This window comes from Pseudoduganella sp. GW821-FHT12E03 (genome assembly GCF_058807115.1).
Map to the genome: position 1 here is coordinate 131,728 of NZ_JBXAQJ010000002.1, position 16,876 is coordinate 148,603.

At 66.0% G+C, this 16,876-nt stretch carries 16 protein-coding genes and 1 pseudogene; 16 read left to right on the forward strand and 1 reads right to left on the reverse strand.

Annotated elements, in window-relative coordinates; genetic code table 11:
• Nucleotides 1–62 precede the first annotated feature (62 nt).
• Nucleotides 63–1,037 (reverse strand): flavin reductase, encoded by a 975-nt coding sequence (locus AC1RRC_RS04400; protein WP_493054045.1) that lies wholly within the window; start codon nucleotides 1,035–1,037, stop codon nucleotides 63–65.
• A gap of 182 nt (nucleotides 1,038–1,219) precedes the next feature.
• Here AC1RRC_RS04400 and AC1RRC_RS04405 point away from each other — a divergent pair, with 182 nt between their 5' ends.
• The 16 genes and pseudogenes from AC1RRC_RS04405 (at nucleotide 1,220) to AC1RRC_RS04480 (ending at nucleotide 16,849) form a co-directional block, all read left to right on the forward strand.
• Nucleotides 1,220–2,116, forward strand: a complete 897-nt coding sequence (locus AC1RRC_RS04405) for a VOC family protein (protein WP_493054046.1) — start codon at nucleotides 1,220–1,222, stop codon at nucleotides 2,114–2,116.
• A gap of 10 nt (nucleotides 2,117–2,126) precedes the next feature.
• Entirely contained in the window at nucleotides 2,127–3,002 is an 876-nt protein-coding gene (locus tag AC1RRC_RS04410; RefSeq protein WP_493054047.1) for a CoA transferase subunit A, read from the forward strand.
• A 10-nt stretch (nucleotides 3,003–3,012) separates the two neighbouring features.
• Complete coding sequence (locus AC1RRC_RS04415; protein WP_493054048.1) at nucleotides 3,013–3,783, forward strand: CoA-transferase subunit beta; 771 nt, start codon at nucleotides 3,013–3,015, stop codon at nucleotides 3,781–3,783.
• A complete protein-coding gene (locus tag AC1RRC_RS04420; protein ID WP_493054049.1) occupies nucleotides 3,780–4,682 on the forward strand; it encodes an enoyl-CoA hydratase in 903 nt (300 codons plus the stop codon). Before AC1RRC_RS04415 ends, AC1RRC_RS04420 begins: the two co-directional genes overlap by 4 nt.
• On the forward strand, nucleotides 4,679–5,809 hold the full coding sequence (locus AC1RRC_RS04425; RefSeq protein ID WP_493054050.1) for an NAD(P)H-dependent flavin oxidoreductase: 1,131 nt from the start codon (nucleotides 4,679–4,681) through the stop codon (nucleotides 5,807–5,809). Before AC1RRC_RS04420 ends, AC1RRC_RS04425 begins: the two co-directional genes overlap by 4 nt.
• Entirely contained in the window at nucleotides 5,806–6,570 is a 765-nt protein-coding gene (locus AC1RRC_RS04430; RefSeq protein ID WP_493054051.1) for an enoyl-CoA hydratase family protein, read from the forward strand. The genes AC1RRC_RS04425 and AC1RRC_RS04430 overlap by 4 nt, the downstream gene beginning before the upstream one ends.
• A 2-nt stretch (nucleotides 6,571–6,572) precedes the next feature.
• A complete protein-coding gene (locus tag AC1RRC_RS04435) occupies nucleotides 6,573–7,745 on the forward strand; it encodes an acyl-CoA dehydrogenase family protein (RefSeq protein ID WP_493054052.1) in 1,173 nt (390 codons plus the stop codon).
• A gap of 24 nt (nucleotides 7,746–7,769) precedes the next feature.
• The gene (locus AC1RRC_RS04440) at nucleotides 7,770–8,825 is read left to right on the forward strand and encodes an acyl-CoA dehydrogenase family protein (protein ID WP_493054053.1); all 1,056 of its coding nucleotides are present in this window, start codon (nucleotides 7,770–7,772) and stop codon (nucleotides 8,823–8,825) included.
• A complete protein-coding gene (locus tag AC1RRC_RS04445; RefSeq protein ID WP_493054694.1) occupies nucleotides 8,825–9,979 on the forward strand; it encodes an acetyl-CoA C-acetyltransferase in 1,155 nt (384 codons plus the stop codon). Before AC1RRC_RS04440 ends, AC1RRC_RS04445 begins: the two co-directional genes overlap by 1 nt.
• A 10-nt stretch (nucleotides 9,980–9,989) precedes the next feature.
• Nucleotides 9,990–10,868, forward strand: coding sequence for an SDR family oxidoreductase (locus AC1RRC_RS04450; protein ID WP_493054054.1), 879 nt, complete (start codon nucleotides 9,990–9,992; stop codon nucleotides 10,866–10,868).
• Between the two features lie 7 nt (nucleotides 10,869–10,875).
• Nucleotides 10,876–12,039: pseudogene (locus AC1RRC_RS04455) on the forward strand (acyl-CoA dehydrogenase family protein); the annotation flags it as partial.
• Nucleotides 12,040–12,111: 72 nt separating this feature from the next.
• Nucleotides 12,112–13,248 carry an acyl-CoA dehydrogenase family protein gene (locus AC1RRC_RS04460; protein ID WP_493054695.1) on the forward strand — a complete coding sequence of 379 codons (1,137 nt, stop codon included), beginning with the start codon at nucleotides 12,112–12,114 and terminating at the stop codon, nucleotides 13,246–13,248.
• Nucleotides 13,245–14,033 (forward strand): SDR family oxidoreductase, encoded by a 789-nt coding sequence (locus AC1RRC_RS04465; RefSeq protein ID WP_493054055.1) that lies wholly within the window; start codon nucleotides 13,245–13,247, stop codon nucleotides 14,031–14,033. The genes AC1RRC_RS04460 and AC1RRC_RS04465 overlap by 4 nt, the downstream gene beginning before the upstream one ends.
• 8 nt (nucleotides 14,034–14,041) lie before the next feature.
• Nucleotides 14,042–14,500, forward strand: a complete 459-nt coding sequence (locus AC1RRC_RS04470) for a MaoC family dehydratase (protein ID WP_493054056.1) — start codon at nucleotides 14,042–14,044, stop codon at nucleotides 14,498–14,500.
• Between the two features lie 24 nt (nucleotides 14,501–14,524).
• On the forward strand, nucleotides 14,525–15,730 hold the full coding sequence (locus AC1RRC_RS04475) for an acetyl-CoA C-acyltransferase (protein ID WP_493054057.1): 1,206 nt from the start codon (nucleotides 14,525–14,527) through the stop codon (nucleotides 15,728–15,730).
• Between the two features lie 141 nt (nucleotides 15,731–15,871).
• Nucleotides 15,872–16,849, forward strand: coding sequence for a WD40/YVTN/BNR-like repeat-containing protein (locus AC1RRC_RS04480; RefSeq protein ID WP_493054058.1), 978 nt, complete (start codon nucleotides 15,872–15,874; stop codon nucleotides 16,847–16,849).
• Nucleotides 16,850–16,876: the final 27 nt, after the last annotated feature.

The following is a 16,876-nucleotide window of genomic DNA, read 5'->3' on the forward strand; positions in this document are numbered from 1 at the left end:
TTATTAATTCACTCTCTTCCTCGGCGTCACCAACGTCGTCTGTTGTACTTAAACGCACGGCATCAGGCACTCCACGGATGCGCCAGCCCCGGATCCGTATGCAAAATAAACTGCTTCAACAGGTTTTTCAGCGCCGCCGCATCCGTTTCGTCCAGCTTGCCCAGCATGTCCGCTTCCAGCGCCTTGGCCGCCGCGATAATGCGCAAGGTCAGGTCCCGTCCCGCTTCGCTCAGGTAGCACAGCTGCTGACCCGCCGGCCCCACGGTGCGCACCAGTCCCTTCACTTCCAGCCGCGCGATCAGTTGCGGCGTCACCTGGTGCCCGGTATAGGAAAAACGTTCATTGAAATTCGCAATGCTGCGCCCGTCGCGCACCACCAGCACGCTCAGCACGAAGTATTCGCAGTCGCTCAAGCCCTGTTGCTGCAAATGGCTGCGCAATTGGCTGTAGAACTGGAAGTGGGCGCGGGCCAGCAGGTAGCCCATGAAATTTTCGCTGAAGCTGGCGTTTTCATCCTGGGCATCGTCGGTCAGGGCTTGCGCCGCTGTCTTGGCGGTGGCCACCGCATAGCGGCCGGCCTGGAACACCAGCGGCGGCGCGTCGCGGCGGTCCATGGCGATCACTTCGCCGACAAAGATGATGTGGTCGCCCCCTTCGTACTGGAACGCCGTGCGGCATTGCAGGCGGGCCACGCAGCCGGTCAGCAGCGGCACGCCGCTGGCGCCATGTTCCAGGCTGAGGCCCGCGAACTTGTCCGCGCCGCTGCGGGCAAAGCGGTTTGACAGCGCATCCTGGTCCAGCGCCAGGATGTGGACCGCGAAATGCGGGCTTTGCGTGAACGCGGCCAGGCTGCGCGAGCTCTTGGCCAGGCTCCACAGCACCATCGGCGGGTCCAGCGAGACGGAATTGAAACTGTTGGCGGTGACGCCGACCGGCGCGCCATCGCTGGCGACGCCGGTAATAACGGTCACGCCAGTGGTGAATGCGCCCAGCGCCTTGCGGAATTCCTGCTGGTCGAAGGGGGTATCGGTTGCCATCGCAATGTCTCCTAAGGTGATGTATGCGCCCCAGTGTCGCGCCGTGGCATGGCGCAGGCATCGTCTGGGCGGACTACCCTGCCACAGCTAGTCTTATCAGACGATGTTGCCTCTTTTGCTTTTGCCCAGAATCGGTTCCAGCTGCAAGAAAAACCGAACCAAGCAAATACAGGGGAGCAAACATGATCGAACTACGTGGACTGGGCTATATCGTGGCGGAATCCACCAATACCGCGGCGTGGCGCCATTACGGCGAGCAGGTGCTGGGCATGGTGGTGACCGATGCTCCGGATAGTGGCCTGGCGCTGAAAATGGATGAACGGGCCGCCCGGATCCATATCGTCAAGGGGGAGCGCGACCGCTACCTGGCTTCCGGCTGGGAACTGGCCAGCGAACAGGCCTTCCAGGCCGCGCAAGCCATGCTGCGCCAGCGCGAAGTCGCGTTCGAACTGGCCGACGGCGCCACCTGCGCGCTGCGCCACGTGCAGCAAATGCTGTGCGTGACCGACCCTTCAGGCAACCGCCATGAACTGTACTGGGGCGTCAAGACCGATTTCCGCCGCTTTGCCTCGCCGATCGGCGTGCCGGGCTTTGTGACCGGTGAACTGGGCCTGGGCCACGTGGTGCTGCCGGCGCCGGACTTCGACAGCACATATGCCTTCCTGAAAGACGTGCTGGGTTTCGGCCTGTCGGATATTTTCCGCATGCGCTTCACGCCGGACCCTGCCGAGCCGGAAAAACGCATCTATTTCCTGCATTGCGCCAATGGCCGCCACCACAGCCTCGGCATCTTTGAAATGCCGTCGCCGTCCGGCTGCGTGCATGCGATGGTGGAAGTGCCGTCGATGGATGAAGTCGGCCGCGCGCTGGACCGGGTGCGCCAGCATGGCGTGAAAATGTCCGCCACCCTGGGCCGCCATTGCAATGACCGCATGACGTCGTTCTACATGAAAACCCCGGGCGGCTTCGACATGGAATATGGCCACGGCGGCCTGGTGGTCGACTGGGACCGGCACAGCGTCTATGAGGCCACGGCCGTCAGCCTGTGGGGCCATGACTTTTCCATTGGTTTCCAATAAGGAGGCGGCCATGGACAAGCAAACAACCGCCCAGGAAGTGGTGGCACGGCTGAAGGATGGCATGACCATCGGGATCGGCGGCTGGGGCCCGCGCCGCAAGCCCATGGCGCTGGTGCGCGAACTGCTGCGCTCTCCGGTCAAGGAATTGACCGTGGTGGCTTACGGCGGCGCCGATGTCGGCATGCTGTGCGCGGCCGGCAAGGTGAAAAAACTGGTTTTCGCCTTCGTGTCGCTGGACTTCATTCCACTGGAACCGTATTTCCGGGCCGCGCGCCAGCAGGGCGCCATCGATGTCATGGAAATCGACGAAGGCATGCTGCTGCTGGGTTTAAAGGCCGCCGCCATGCGCATCCCGTTCATTCCGACCGCAGTGGGACTGGGCACCGATGTGCTGCGCCATAACCCGGACATTGCGGTGATCGATTCGCCCTATGACAACAAGCAGTGGGTGGCCATGCCGGCCTTGAAACTCGACGCGGCGCTGCTGCACGTGGACCGCGCCGATGTGCGCGGCGTGTGCCAGGTCAAGGGGCCGGACCTGTACATGGACGACCTGTTTGCGCGCGCGGCGCGCCATACCTATGTGTCGTGCGATGAACTGGTGGACAGCGCGTACTTTGCGCAGGGCGACGAAGCCCGTTACGTGCACTGGGAACGCGCCGCGACGACAGCCGTGGTGCATGCGCCGGGCGGCGCCCATCCAACGTCGTGCGCGCCGCTGTACGGTTTCGACCCGGCCCATTTCAAGCAGTACGCGGCCGGTGCGCGCGAGCCGGACGGCTGGCGCCAATACCACGAACGTTATATCGCCTGCGGCGAGCAGGAATACCTGCGCCGCGTCGGCGGCATCGACGCCATCCGCAAGCTGGCCTTGCCCGTGTTTTAAGGAAACCACCATGACCAATATGACTGCGACCTTGATCGATACCATCGCCTGCGCCGCCGCGCGGGCATGGCGGGGCGACGGCGAAGTGCTGGCCACCGGCATTGGCGTGCTGCCGCGCCTGGCCGCCTCGCTGGCCATGAAGTCCGTCAACCCGGACTTGATGATGACCGATTCCGAAGCGTGGCTGCTGTCGGAACCGGCGCCGCTCGGGCCGCGCGGCGATTACCAGCTGCGGCGCGAAACCTGGATGGGCTTTGCGCGCATTTTCGACAACGTCTGGAGCGGCCGCCGCCACGCGATGGTGGCGCCGACACAGATCGACCGCCACGGCCAGGCCAATATCTCGATGATTGGCAAGGATTACAGCAAGCCCGCCGTGCAAATGCTGGGCGTGCGGGGTTTTCCCGGCAATTCCATCAGCCACGCGAATTCCTTCTTCGTCCCGAACCACAGCCGCAAGGTCTTCGTCGAAGGCGAGGTCGATATGGTGGCGTCGATCGGCTACAACCCGGCGCGCCTGCCGCGCGGCTACCAGCTGGACGATATCGCGCTGCGCTACGTCATCACCAACCTGTGCGTGATGGACTTCGGCGGCCCACAGCACCAGTTGCGCATTGTCTCGCTGCATCCCGGCGTGACGGCGCAGCAAGTGCGGGACGCCACCGGTTTTCCGCTGCATGGCGAGGATTCACTTCCGGAAACCGCCGCGCCTACGGCTGACGAACTGGCGTTGATCGCGCAGCTCGATCCCCACAACCTGCGTGCCACGGTGCTGTCATGAATGCCGCAACCGACAGCCAGTTCATCGAGCGCGAAGACACGTCCGTGTATGAGACGGGCGAACCGGTCCTGTACGCGGTGGCGGACGGCGTTGCCACGGTCACTCTGAACCGCCCGCAATTCCACAACGCGCAAAATTCGCAAATGACATACGCGCTCGACGCGGCCTTCCAGCGCGCGGTCGGCGATGATACGGTCAAGGTCATCGTGCTGCGCGGCGCGGGCCGGCATTTCTCGGCCGGCCACGATATCGGCACGCCGGGCCGCGACATCAACAAGTCGTTCGACCGCGTCTCCGGCTGGTATGACCACGTAAACAAGCCGGGCGGGGAATTCCTGTATGCCCGCGAACAGGAAGTCTACCTGGGCATGTGCCGCCGCTGGCGCGATCTGCCCAAGCCGACCATCGCCATGGTGCAGGGCGCCTGCGTGGCGGGCGGCTTGATGCTGGCCTGGGTGTGCGACCTGATCATCGCATCGGACGACGCCTTCTTCAGCGACCCGGTGGTGCGCATGGGGATACCCGGCGTTGAATACTTTGCCCATCCCTTTGAAATGCACCCCCGCATCGCCAAGGAATTCCTGTTCCTCGGTGAACGCATGGGAGCGACCCGCGCCCATGAACTGGGCATGGTGAACCGCGTGGTGGCGTCCACCGGGCTGGAACAGGCGACTTACGACATCGCGCGGCGCATCGCGGCCATGCCCCGCATGGGCCTCGCGCTGGCCAAGCAGGCCGTCAACCACGCCGAGGAATTGCAGGGCAAGCGCGCCGCCATGGAAGCGGCGTTTGGCTGGCATCACTTCGCGCATGTCCACAATGAACTGGTGTCCGGCGACAAGCTGGGCGGCTATGACGCGCGCAGCATGGCGACCTCCCAGCGCGGAGGTGAACAATGAAGAACGAGTTGAAAAACGAGGTGAAAAGCGGGCCGCTCGATACGGTGCTGTGCCGCATGCTGGGCTGCCGCTATCCGATCGTGCAAACCGCCATGGGCTGGGTGGCCGATGCGAAATTGGTGGCCGCCACCGGCAACGCGGGCGGCTTCGGTTTCCTGGCCGGCGCCACCATCGAACCGGACCGGCTGGAAGCGGAAATCCTGCGCGTGAAAGCGCTGACCGATGCGCCATTCGGCTTGAATTTCCACATGTTCCAGCCCAATGCGCAAGAGGCCATCAACCTCGCGATCAAATATCAACTGCGCGCCGTCAGTTATGGCCGTGGGCCGGACAAGCGCGCCATCGGCCGCCTGAAAGATGCCGGTGTGCTGTGCATGCCGACTGTCGGCGCGGTCAAGCACGCGCAAAAGGCGATTGAACTGGGTGCGGACATCGTCACCGTGCAAGGCGGCGAGGGCGGCGGCCATACGGGTTCCGTGCCGACAACCCTGCTGCTGCCGCAAGTGCTCGACGCGGTGCAGGTGCCGGTGGTGGCTGCGGGCGGCTTTTATGACGGCCGTGGCCTGGCGGCCGCGCTGGCGTATGGCGCGGCCGGTATCGCGATGGGCACGCGCTTCCTGATGACGACCGATTCTCCGGTCCCCGCCGCCACCTTGGCGCAATACGTGGCGGTGCGCGATCCGTCCGCCATCCGCGTCTCGCTGGCCATCGATGGCTTGCCGCAGCGGATGATCGATAACCCGTATCTGACCCACCTGGAGCGGGCCGGCGCGCTGCGCCGCGTGCTGCTGGCGCTGGCCACGGCGCAGCGCTGGCGCCGGCACACCGGCATGGGCTGGGGCGCGATGCTGCGCACGGCCGCCCAGGCGTTGAAAGGCGATGGCATGAGCGCCGCGCAAACGTTGATGGCGGCCAACGCGCCGGTGCTGATCCAGCGTGCGATGGTCGATGGCCTGCCCGATGAAGGCGTGCTGCCCAGCGGCCAGGCCGCCGCCGCCATCGGCAGCCTGGAATCGTGCGCCACGCTGATCGAGCGCATTGCGGCGGATGCCGAACTGCGCCTGTCCAGCTGCTTTACCACGAACGTCAACCCTATCCCCAATCTGAACGGGAGGCATACCGCATGAATCATCCATTCCACATCACGATCGCCGGCGGCATTGCCGAACTGGTGATCGACCGGCCGCCCGTCAATGCGCTCGACTGCGCGGGCTGGCGGCAACTGGCCGATACCCTCGACGCCCTGGGCGGCAACGACGACGTGCGCGTGATCGTGCTGCGCGGCGCGGGCCGGGGCTTTTGCGCCGGTGTCGACATCAAGGAACTGGCCGCGCATCCGGAACGCATCGTCGCCGTCAATGCGGGCAATTACGCGTCGTTCCGCGCCGTGCACCGCAACCCCAAGCCTGTCATCGTCGCGCTGCACGGCTATGTGCTGGGTGGCGGCATCGGCCTGTCCGGCGCGGCCGACATCGTGGTGGCGTCCGAATGCGCGCGCTTTGGCGTGCCGGAAATCGACCGGGGCGCGATGGGCGGCGGCGCGCATTTGCAGCGCCTGTTCCCGGTGCAAAAGGTACGCCACATGTACTTCACCGGCGACATGATCACGGCGCACGAAGCGTACCGCCTGGGTTCCATCGAGCGGGTGGTCCCGCTGGCCGACTTGCGCGAAGCCGCGCTCGATATCGCGCGCAGCATTGCCGCGAAGAGTCCCGCCATGCTGCGCCTGGCCAAGGAATCGCTGAATGGCGTGGAAGACGGCAACCTGGAAGACAAATACCGCTGGGAACAGGGTTTTACCTTGCAGGCGTATATGAGTGCGGATTCCGATGAAGCGCGCGCGGCGTTCGTGGAAAAACGCGACGCCCAATTTGCCAGCGGAGGCTGATCATGGACTTGCGCTACACCGATGCCGAACGCGCATTCCGCGCCGAGATCCGCGCCTGGCTGGCCGAACACGCGCCATCGAAGCCACTGAAAAGCTTCGATACCGAGGAAGGCTTTGCCGAACACCGCGCGTGGGAACGTACCCTGTATTCGGGCCGCTGGAGCATGGTGACGTGGCCGCGCGAACTGGGTGGACGCGGCTGCAGCCTGATCGAGTGGCTGATCTTCGAGGAAGAATACTGGCGCGCGGGCGCGCCCTTGCGCGTCAACCAGAATGGCGTGTTCCTGCTGGGCCCGACCCTGATGGACGTGGGCACGCCGGAGCAGCAGGCCCGCTTCCTGCCGCGCATCGCCTCCGGCGACGATATCTGGGCCCAGGCCTGGTCGGAGCCGAATGCCGGTTCCGACATGGCGGCGATCCGCTGCGGCGCGCGGCTCGACGGCGACCATTACGTCGTCAATGGCCAGAAAATCTGGTCGACCCGCGCCGTGTGGGCCGATTGCGCGTTTAGCCTGTTCCGCACCGATCCGGAATCGAGCCGCCACCATGGCCTGTCGTTCCTGCTGACGCCACTCGACGCGCCCGGCATCACGGTGCGCCCGATCCGCCAGTTGAATGGCCAGACCGGCTTCGCGGAAATCTTCTTTGACGATGTGCGCATTCCCGTCGCCAACCGCCTGGGCCAGGAAGGCGCGGGCTGGCAAGTGGCGATGGCGACGGCCGGTTTTGAACGGGGCCTGATGCTGCGCTCCCCGGCACGCTTCCAGGAAACCGCGCGGGCGCTGGCGGCGCTGTACCGCGAACGTGAAGGCGGCGCGGCGGGCATGCCTGACGGCGCCCTGGCCGAAGACGTGGCGCGCGGCTGGATGGATGCGGAAGCGTACGCGTTGTCGACCTATGCCACTGCCAGCCGGCTGGAAAAGGGCGGCCATATCGGCCCCGAGTCGTCGACCAACAAAGTGTTCTGGTCTGAACTGGATATCCGCCTGCATGAAACCGCGCAGCGCCTGGCCGGTCCGCTGGCCGAATTGACGGCCGGCGCGCCGCTGGCGCTGGAACACGGGCGCTGGCTGGAAGGCTACATGTTTGCGCAGTCCGGCCCGATCTATGCGGGCACCAATGAAATCCAGCGCAACATCGTGGCCGAACGCATGCTGGGCATGCCGCGCGGCTGAGGTGCGCCCTTACTGGAGATGATGATGGATTTTACCTTTGCAGATGACCAGGTCTTGCTGGCCGATACGGTGCGCCGCTTCCTGGTCAATGAAGTATCGCCGGAGCTGATCCGCGAACTGTGGAACCGCCCCGGCGGCCGTTCGCAGGATTTGTGGCGGCAACTGGCGGAGCAGGGCTTGACGGGCTTGTCGGTGCCGCTGGAACACGGTGGCATGGGCATGTCGGACGTGGACTGGGTCTTGCTGGCGCGGGAATGCGGCTACCACGGCTTGCCGGCGCCGCTGCTGGAGTCATCGTGGGTGGCGGCCGGCTTGCTGGCGCAACTGCCGCCAGGAGAATTGCGCGACCGCACCCTGGCGGGCATTGCCGATGGCAGCGTGCGGGTGGCGCTGGGCCATGCGCACAGCCCGCTGGTGGCCGATGCCGACCAGGCCAACCTGGTGTTGCTCGAGCGCGATGGCCGCCTGTTTGCCGTGCCGTCGAGCCGTATCGCCATGACGGCGCAAGCCAGCATCGATCCGTCGCGCCGTCTGTTCACCGTGCAATGGGACAGCGAACCGCAATATTGCATCGCCGAACAGGCGCACGACCTGATGCAACAGGCGTTCCTGCGCGGCGCGCTGGCCGCCAGCGCGCAATTGCTGGGACTGGCCCAGCGCATGCTGGACTTGGCCATTGATTACTCGGCGCAGCGCAAGCAGTTCGGCAAACCGATCGGCGTCAACCAGGCGCTCAAGCACCACCTGGCCGATGTCGCGGTCAAGCTGGAATTCGCGGGGCCGGTGGTGTTCCGCGCCGCCCACGCGCTGGCGCATGGCGCCAGTGAATGCGCGGTGCACGTGTCGCACGCCAAGGTGGCGGCCAGCGAAGCGGCGCTGCTGGCGGCCCGCAACGCCATGCAGGTGCATGGCGCAATGGGCTACACGTGGGAAATGGACTTGCAGATATTTATGAAGATGGCCTGGGCGCTCGATGCCGCGTGGGGCGACCGCAGCCTGCACCTGGCGCGTGTCCGCGCCCATGTGCTGCGCGATGGCGCGGCGTTGGGACCGGGCAGCACCTTCACGGAGGAATCATGATGAAACGGAGCGAAGCCTATATCGTCGATGCGCTGCGCACGCCGGTGGGCAAGCGGCGCGGCAGCCTGGCGCACCTGCACGCGGCGGACCTGGGCGGCTTTGTATTGAAGGCGCTGGTGGAACGCAACGCTATACCGGCGGAAGACTATGACGACGTGGTGTTTGGCTGCGTCGACACCATCGGCCCGCTGGCCGGCAATATCGCCCGTTCCAGCTGGCTTGCTGCGGGGCTGCCTTTGTGCGTGCCGGGCGTGACGGTGGACCGCCAGTGCGGCTCGTCGCAGCAGGCGCTGCACTTTGCCGCGCAAGCGGTGATGAGCGGCACCCAGCACGTGGTGGTGGCGGGCGGTGTGCAAACCATGAGCAGCATTCCGATTTCGTCGGCCATGCTGGCGGGCCAGCCGCTGGGCTTTGCGGACCCGTTTTCCGGCAGCACCGGCTGGCAGGCGCGCTTCGGCAACCAACCGGTGTCGCAATTCCATGCGGCGCAAATGATCGCCGAGCGCTGGGATTGCAGCCGTGCGGAGATGGAAGCGTATGCGCTGGAAAGCCACCGGCGCGCGCTGCGGGCGGCCGCCGAGGGACGCTTTGCGCGTGAAATCGTGCCGTGCGCCGGGCTGGCGCACGATGAAACGCCGCGCAACACGTCGCTGGCAAAGATGGCGGAACTGGAGCCTCTGGGCACAGGCAGCTGGCTGACGGCCGGCGTGGCCAGCCAGACGTGCGACGCCGCCGCCGCGCTGCTGGTGGTGTCGGAGGAAGCGCTGAAACGCTACAACCTGACGCCGCGCGCCCGCATCCACCATATCTCCGTGATGGGCGACGACCCGGTCTGGATGCTGACCGCCCCGATCGCCGCCAGCAAGAAAGCGCTGCAGCGCAGCGGCATGCGCTGGAGCGACATCGACCTGGTGGAAATCAATGAAGCGTTTGCCAGCGTGGCGCAAGCCTGGCTGAAGGAAACCGGCTATCCGCACGAACGCACCAACGTCAATGGCGGCGCGATTGCGCTGGGGCACCCGCTGGGGGCGACCGGCGCGCGCCTGGCCACGACCTTGCTGCATGAACTGGAGCGCAGTGAAGGCCGTTTTGGCCTGCAAACCATGTGCGAAGGTGGCGGCTTGGCCAACGTGACGATTATCGAACGAATGTGAGGGCGGCATCATGAAAATCTGTAATGGCAGGACCGTCATCGTGACGGGAGCGGGTGGTGGACTGGGACGCGCATATGCGCTGGCGCTGGCGCAGTCCGGCGCCACCGTGGTGGTCAACGATATCCGTCTGGACGCGGCGCAAGCGGTGGCGGACGAGATCGTGGCCGCGGGCGGCCAGGCGCTGGCCAACGGCGGCGACATCACCAGCATGGCGGGTGCGGAAAGCATCGTGGCGGCTGGTGTGGCGGCGTACGGCGAAGTGCATGCGCTGGTCAACAACGCCGGCATTTGCCGCGACCGCATGTTTGCCAGCATGGGCGAGGCCGACTGGGATGATGTGATGCGGGTGCATTTGAAAGGCCACTTTTGCCTGGCCAATGTGCTGGCGCGCCGCTGGCGCGACGCTTCGAAAGCCGGCGCGCCGGTGGCGGGGCGCATCATCAACACCAGTTCCGGCGCGGGCCTGGCCGGTTCCGTGGGGCAGTCGAATTACGCGGCGGCCAAGGCGGGCATTGCCGCGCTGACCCTGGTGCAGGCGGTGGAACTGGCGCGCTATGGCGTGACGGCCAATTGCCTGGCGCCGGCCGCGCGCACCGGCATGACGGAAGACGTGTTTGCCGCCATGATGAAGGCGCCGGACCATGGCGGGTTTGACTTTTACGATCCGGCCAATGTGGCGCCCATCGTGGTGTGGCTGGCCAGCGCGGAATCGGCGCCGGTGACGGGCCGCACCTTTGAAGTGGCGGGCGGGAAGATTTCGCTGGCTGAAGGCTGGCAAGCGGGCCCGGCGCGCGACAAGGGGGCGCGCTGGCTGCCGCACGAAGTGGGCGACGCGGTGGTGCAATTGCTGGCGCAGGGCCGCGCCGCGCAGCCTGTATACGGCGGGTGAGGCCAGCATGGACTTCACGCTCAACGAAGAACAGCAAATGATACGGGACGCGGCGGCCGCCTTCCTGGCGGAACGCTGTGATTCCGGGGCATTGCGCGCCGTGCTGGAAAAAGCATGCGCGGCCGGCGGCGCAAGTGCCGGCCCCGTTGGCGGGGCGGCTCACGATGCCGGCTTGTGGCGGGAAATGGGCACGGCGCTGGGCTGGTGCGCCTTGACCGTGCCGGAACACTGTGGCGGGATGGGCATGGGGCAGATGGAGCGTGCGCTGCTGATGGAACAGATGGGCCGCCGCTTGCCTGCCGTGCCGTACTTCGCCAGCGCCTGCCTGGCGGCCGATGCGCTGCAATATGGCGCGCCGCAGGCGGGCCGGCAATGGCTGGAACCATTGGTGTCGGGCGACATCACGGCGGCGCTGGCCTTGCCCCGGCTGGCGCGCTGGGACGCCGCGCATTGCACGGTCACGGCGCAGCGCACTACACACGGCTATGCGCTGAACGGCGAGGTGGCCCAGGTGATGGGCGGGGCGCAGGCGGACTTGCTGCTGGTTCCGGCCCGTACCGGCGATGGCGGTGTTGCCTTGTTCGCTGTCCGTGCCGATACGCCGGGCATGAAGATCACGCCGCTGCGCACCATGGACATGACCCGCGCTATCGCTACTTTGCAATTAACGAACATGCATGTTGCAGCGGATGCGTGGCTGGCGGCGGGCGAAGCCTTGCAGGCCGGCTTGCGCCACACCACCACCCTGGCGGCGCTGGCACTGGCGGCCGAGCAGGTGGGGGCCGCTCGCCAGTGCCTGGAACTGACGCTGGCATATATCGGGGAAAGGGTGCAGTTTGGCCGCAGCATCGCCTCGTTCCAGGCCGTCAAGCACCGCTGCGCGCAGATGATGGTGGGGCTGGAATCGGCGGCTTCGATGGTCTATGGCGCCGCGCTGCGGGCCGATAGTGGCGGATCAGGAACGGAAGGCCAGGACACCGCGGGGCTGGAAACCGACGTCGCCTGCGCCAAGTACGCCGCCAACCACGCGTTGTTCTTTTGCGCCCAGGAAGCCATCCAACTGCATGGTGGCGTGGGTTTTACGTGGGAATACGATCCGCACCTGTATTTCAAGCGGGCGCAGGCCGCGCGCAGTTGGTTTGGCAGTGACGGCGATTGCCTGCAACAGGTGGCGCAGGCGCTGGCCGATGGCGCGGCGCACCCGCCATGCAACGATGCGCCGCCCGGCGAATTCGAACAGTGGCTGGAAGCGCAACTGTCCAGCCGGTTCGCCGAACTGCGCCACCGGGGCGGCCCGGGCGATGAAGATGCGTTCCCGGAACAGCGCAAGCACTGGGAGCGCGCCATGGCCGCCGCGGGTTGGACGTGCCCTGGCTGGCCGAGGGAACATGGCGGCGCGGGACTGAGCTTGTCCGAACAGGTGGCCCACCATGAACGGTATGCGCGTGCCGGCGGGCCGGGCCGGGTCGGCCATATCGGCGAAGGCTTGATTGGTCCCACCCTGATCGCATTGGGCACGGCAGACCAGCAACAGCGCCACCTGCCCGGCATCGTGGCGGGCACCACGCTGTGGTGCCAGGGCTATTCGGAACCGAACGCGGGTTCCGACCTGGCCAATGTGCAAACCCGCGCCGTGCTCGATGAGGCGACCGGCGACTGGATCGTCACCGGCCAGAAGGTCTGGACCTCGCTGGCCCACGAATCGCAATGGATTTTCGTTGTCGCGCGCTGCGAACCCGGTTCGCGCGGCGGCAAAGGGTTGATCTTCCTGCTGATGCCGCTGGACCAGCCGGGCATCGAGATCCGTCCGATCCGCCAGATCAGCGGCAGCGCGGAATTCAATGAAGTGTTCTTCGATGGCGCCCGCGCCAGGGCGTGCGACGTGGTGGGCAAGCCGGGCGACGGCTGGCAAGTCTCGATGGCGCTGCTCGGCTTTGAACGGGGGCTGTCGACACTGGGCCAGCAAATGCAATTCCTGCATGAACTGGAACTGGTGATGGCCGCCGCGCGCGACAACGGCAGCTGGGACGACCGCGCGGTGCGCGACCGCATTGCCCGCGCGTGGATCGGTTTGCGCACGATGCGCTGCAATGCGCTGCGCATGTTGTCCGGCGCCGACCGTGGCCAACTGGCGCCGGAATCGCTGATCTACAAGTATCACTGGTCCAACTGGCACCGCGACCTCGGTGAACTGGCGATGGATGTGCTGGGGGCAGAGGGCAACGTCTTCGATGCCGGCGAAGCACGCCGCCAGCGCCTGCAAAGCCTGTTCCTGTTCAGCCGCGCCGACACGATTTACGCCGGTTCCAATGAAATCCAACTCAACATCATTGCCGAGCGTGGCCTCGGCATGCCGAAAGAACCAAGGGGCAACGCATGAAACCTGTAATTCCAGACTATGTCAAAGGCCACGGCCTGCTGGCCGGAAAATCCGTGCTGATCACGGCCGCCGCCGGCGGCGGCATCGGTTTTTCAGCGGCGCGCCGCGCTGCCGAAGAGGGTTGCCGCGCGCTGATGATTTCCGATATCCATGCCCAGCGGCTGGAAACCGCCGTGGCGCAGCTGCGTGAAGAAACCGGCCTGCAAGAGATTTACGGCCAGCTGTGCGACGTGACGCAGGAAGAGCAGGTGCGGGCGCTGGTTGCCAAAGCCGAAGAGCGCTTGCACGGCGTCGATGTGTTGATCAATAACGCGGGCCTGGGTGGCAGCCGCCGCGTGGTCGATATGTCGGACGCGGAATGGAACCGCGTGCTGGACATTACCCTGACCGGGACGTTCCGCATGACGCGCGCCATGCTGCCCGCCATGCAGCAGCGCGGCAAGGGCGTGATTGTCAATAACGCGTCGGTGCTGGGCTGGCGCGCGCAAAAAGAGCAAGCGCATTACGCGGCCGCCAAGGCCGGTGTGATGGCGCTGACGCGCTGCAGCGCGCTGGAAGCGGCGGAATTCGGGGTGCGCATCAATGCGGTCGCGCCCAGCATTGCGCTGCACGACTTCCTGCGCAAGGCCGCGCCCCAGGATTTGCTGGACCACCTGGCGTCGCGCGAAGCCTTCGGGCGCGCGGCCGAAGTGTGGGAAGTGGCCAACGTGATGATGTTCCTGGCCAGCGACTACGCCTCGTACATGGTGGGCGAAGTGCTGTCCACCAGCAGCCAGCACGCGTAGGAGGGGATATGGCGACGACACTGCGCGGCAGCGCGGACTTCCTGTCCGGCATCGGCCGCGAACTGGGCGCCAGCCCGTGGCTGGCGGTGGAGCAGCGCCGCATTGATTTATTTGCCGAAGCGACCGGCGACCACCAGTGGATCCACATCGATCCGGTGCGTGCGGCCGAGGGCCCGTTTGGCGCCTGCGTGGCGCACGGTTACCTGACCTTATCGCTGGTGAACCTGTTTTTGCCGCAGGTGCTGACGGTCGAAGGCATGACGATGGGCGTCAATTATGGCTGCGAGCGGGTGCGCTTCCCCGCGCCGCTGCGAGTGGGCAGCCGTGTGCGTGGCGTGTGCCAACTGGTGCATGCCGAAGCCCTTGCCAACAACGGGGTGCAGGCCACGATCCGGGTCACCCTGGAAATCGAGGGGCAACCAAAGCCCGCGTGCGTGGCCGATGCGATCAGCCGCTATTACTTTTAGAAATCGACAATCAGGGAGTTCACCATGCAGGAAGCAGTCATCGTTTCAACCGCCCGCACGCCGATCGGCAAGGCATACCGTGGCGCATTCAACGATACGGAAGCCCCCGCGCTCGGTGGCCACGTGATCCGCGCGGCGCTGGCGAAAGTGCCGGACATCGCCGCCCATGAAGTGGAAGATGTGCTGATGGGCGCCGCGGCGCAGCAGGGCACGCAGGGCTACAACATTGGCCGTTTGAGCGCCCTGGCGGCGGGCTTGCCGTCCAGCGTGCCGGGCATGGCGCTGGACCGCATGTGTTCATCGGGCCTGATGGCGATCGCCGGCGCGGCGAAATCCATCATGTGCGGTGAAATCGAGATTGCCGTGGCGGGCGGCGTGGAATCGATCTCGCTGACGCAAAACAAGCATAAAAACACCTTCCGCAACCAGGCGCAGGCCGTGCTGGCGCATGACCCGGCGGCCTACATCCCGATGATCGAGACGGCGGAAATCGTCGCCCGCCGCTATGGCGTCAGCCGCGCCGCGCAGGACGACTATGCGCTGCAAAGCCAGCAGCGCGTTGCCAGCGCCCAGCGCGCCGGCCTGTTTGATGCGGAAATCGTGCCAATGGCCAGCGTGCACCAGCTGTTCGACCGCGAAGGCAACCCGAATGGCAGCGAAGTCATGACCCTGGTGCGCGACGAGTGCGCGCGCAGCGCCACCGATTGCGCGTCGCTGGCGGCTTTGAGACCCGTGTGGCAGGGCGGGCAATGGGTGCCGCGGGGGGAGTTCATCACAGCCGGCAATGCCTCGCAACTGGCCGATGGCGCATCGGCCTGCGTGCTGACCAGCGCCGCGCTGGCCCGCGCACGGGGGCTGGCGCCGCTGGGCGTCTACCGGGGCATGGCGGTGGCGGGCTGCGCATCGGACGAAATGGGCATCGGCCCTGTCTACGCGATTCCCAAGCTGTTGAAGCGCCACGGCATGACGGTGGCCGATATCGGCCTGTGGGAGCTGAATGAAGCCTTTGCCAGCCAGGTGTTGTATTGCCGCGACCAGCTGGGGATTCCCGATGCGCGCCTGAATGTCAATGGCGGCGCCATCGCCATGGGCCACCCGTTCGGCATGTCCGGTTCGCGCCTGGTGGGGCATGCGCTGCTGGAGGGCCAACGCCGGGGTGTGCGTTATGTGGTGGTAACGATGTGCATCGGCGGCGGCATGGGGGCAGCGGCGTTGTTTGAAGTGTTGTAACAAAACCCGTAGGGTGGTTTCCGCGCAGCGGAAGCCACCATGCATGCGCCGCCTAGTCCAAGTTGACGATGCTGCGCGGCGTGATACGCGGTGTACTGGTCCCATGAAAACCGCAGCCGCAGAGCTGCAAAGGAGACAACAATGCTGAATTCTCTGCATGTACAGCCGTTGCGATACGCCAGCCTGGCGCTGTCCGTCGCGGTGGCGGCCGGCGCGGTCTATGCGTTCGCCTTCCGCCCCCATCCCGTCTTTGCCGCCACCGAAGTGCGGGCCGACCGCCTGCACATCAATGCGCTGGCGCTGGCAGGCCGGCGCGTGGTGGCGGTGGGCGAGGCCGGCCACATCCTGTATTCCGATGATGGCGGCGTCCAGTGGCGCGATGCCAAGGTCGCGGGACAGCCCGGTTCCACCCTGACCCAGGTCAGCTTCAGCGATGAGAAGCGCGGCCTCGCGGTTGGCCATGATGGCGTGGTGCTGCGCACCGGGGACGGCGGCGAACATTGGCAAAAATGGCGGTTTGACGCCGCCAACACCGATCCGCTACTCGATGTGGCGCTGCGCAGTGACGGCAGCGCCATGGCCGCCGGCAGTTTCGGCCGTTTCCTGGTCTCGAAAGATGGCGGCGCCCAGTGGCAGCCCGCCGCCACGCCGCCCGCGATTGCCGATGGCCATGCCAATGCGCTGGTGCGCAGCAGCGGCAACGCCATGCTGCTCGTCGGCGAGGCGGGCATGTTGCAGCGCTCGAACGATGGCGGCGCGACGTGGGAAGCGCTGGCCTTGCCCTATAAAGGCTCGCTGTTTGGCGGGTTGGCGCTGAAGGATGGCGCCTGGCTGGTGTTCGGCATGCGCGGCCACGTGTTCCGCAGTGCGGACTTCGGTTCCACCTGGGCCGCTGTGGACACCGGCCTGCCCACATCGTATTTCGGCGGCGCGCAATTGAAGGATGGGCGCGTGGTGCTGGTGGGGCAGGGCGGCGCGGTGGTGCTGTCCGGCGACGGCGGCAAGACGTTCCGCATCCACCGGGTCGGCGGGCGCGCCAGCCTGGCCGCCGTGGCGGAAGCGCAGGCCGGCCACGTGCTGCTGGCCGGCGAAGCCGGCATTACACGCGAAGCGCTGTAATGCGGCGCACCGATTCAACTGAACCTG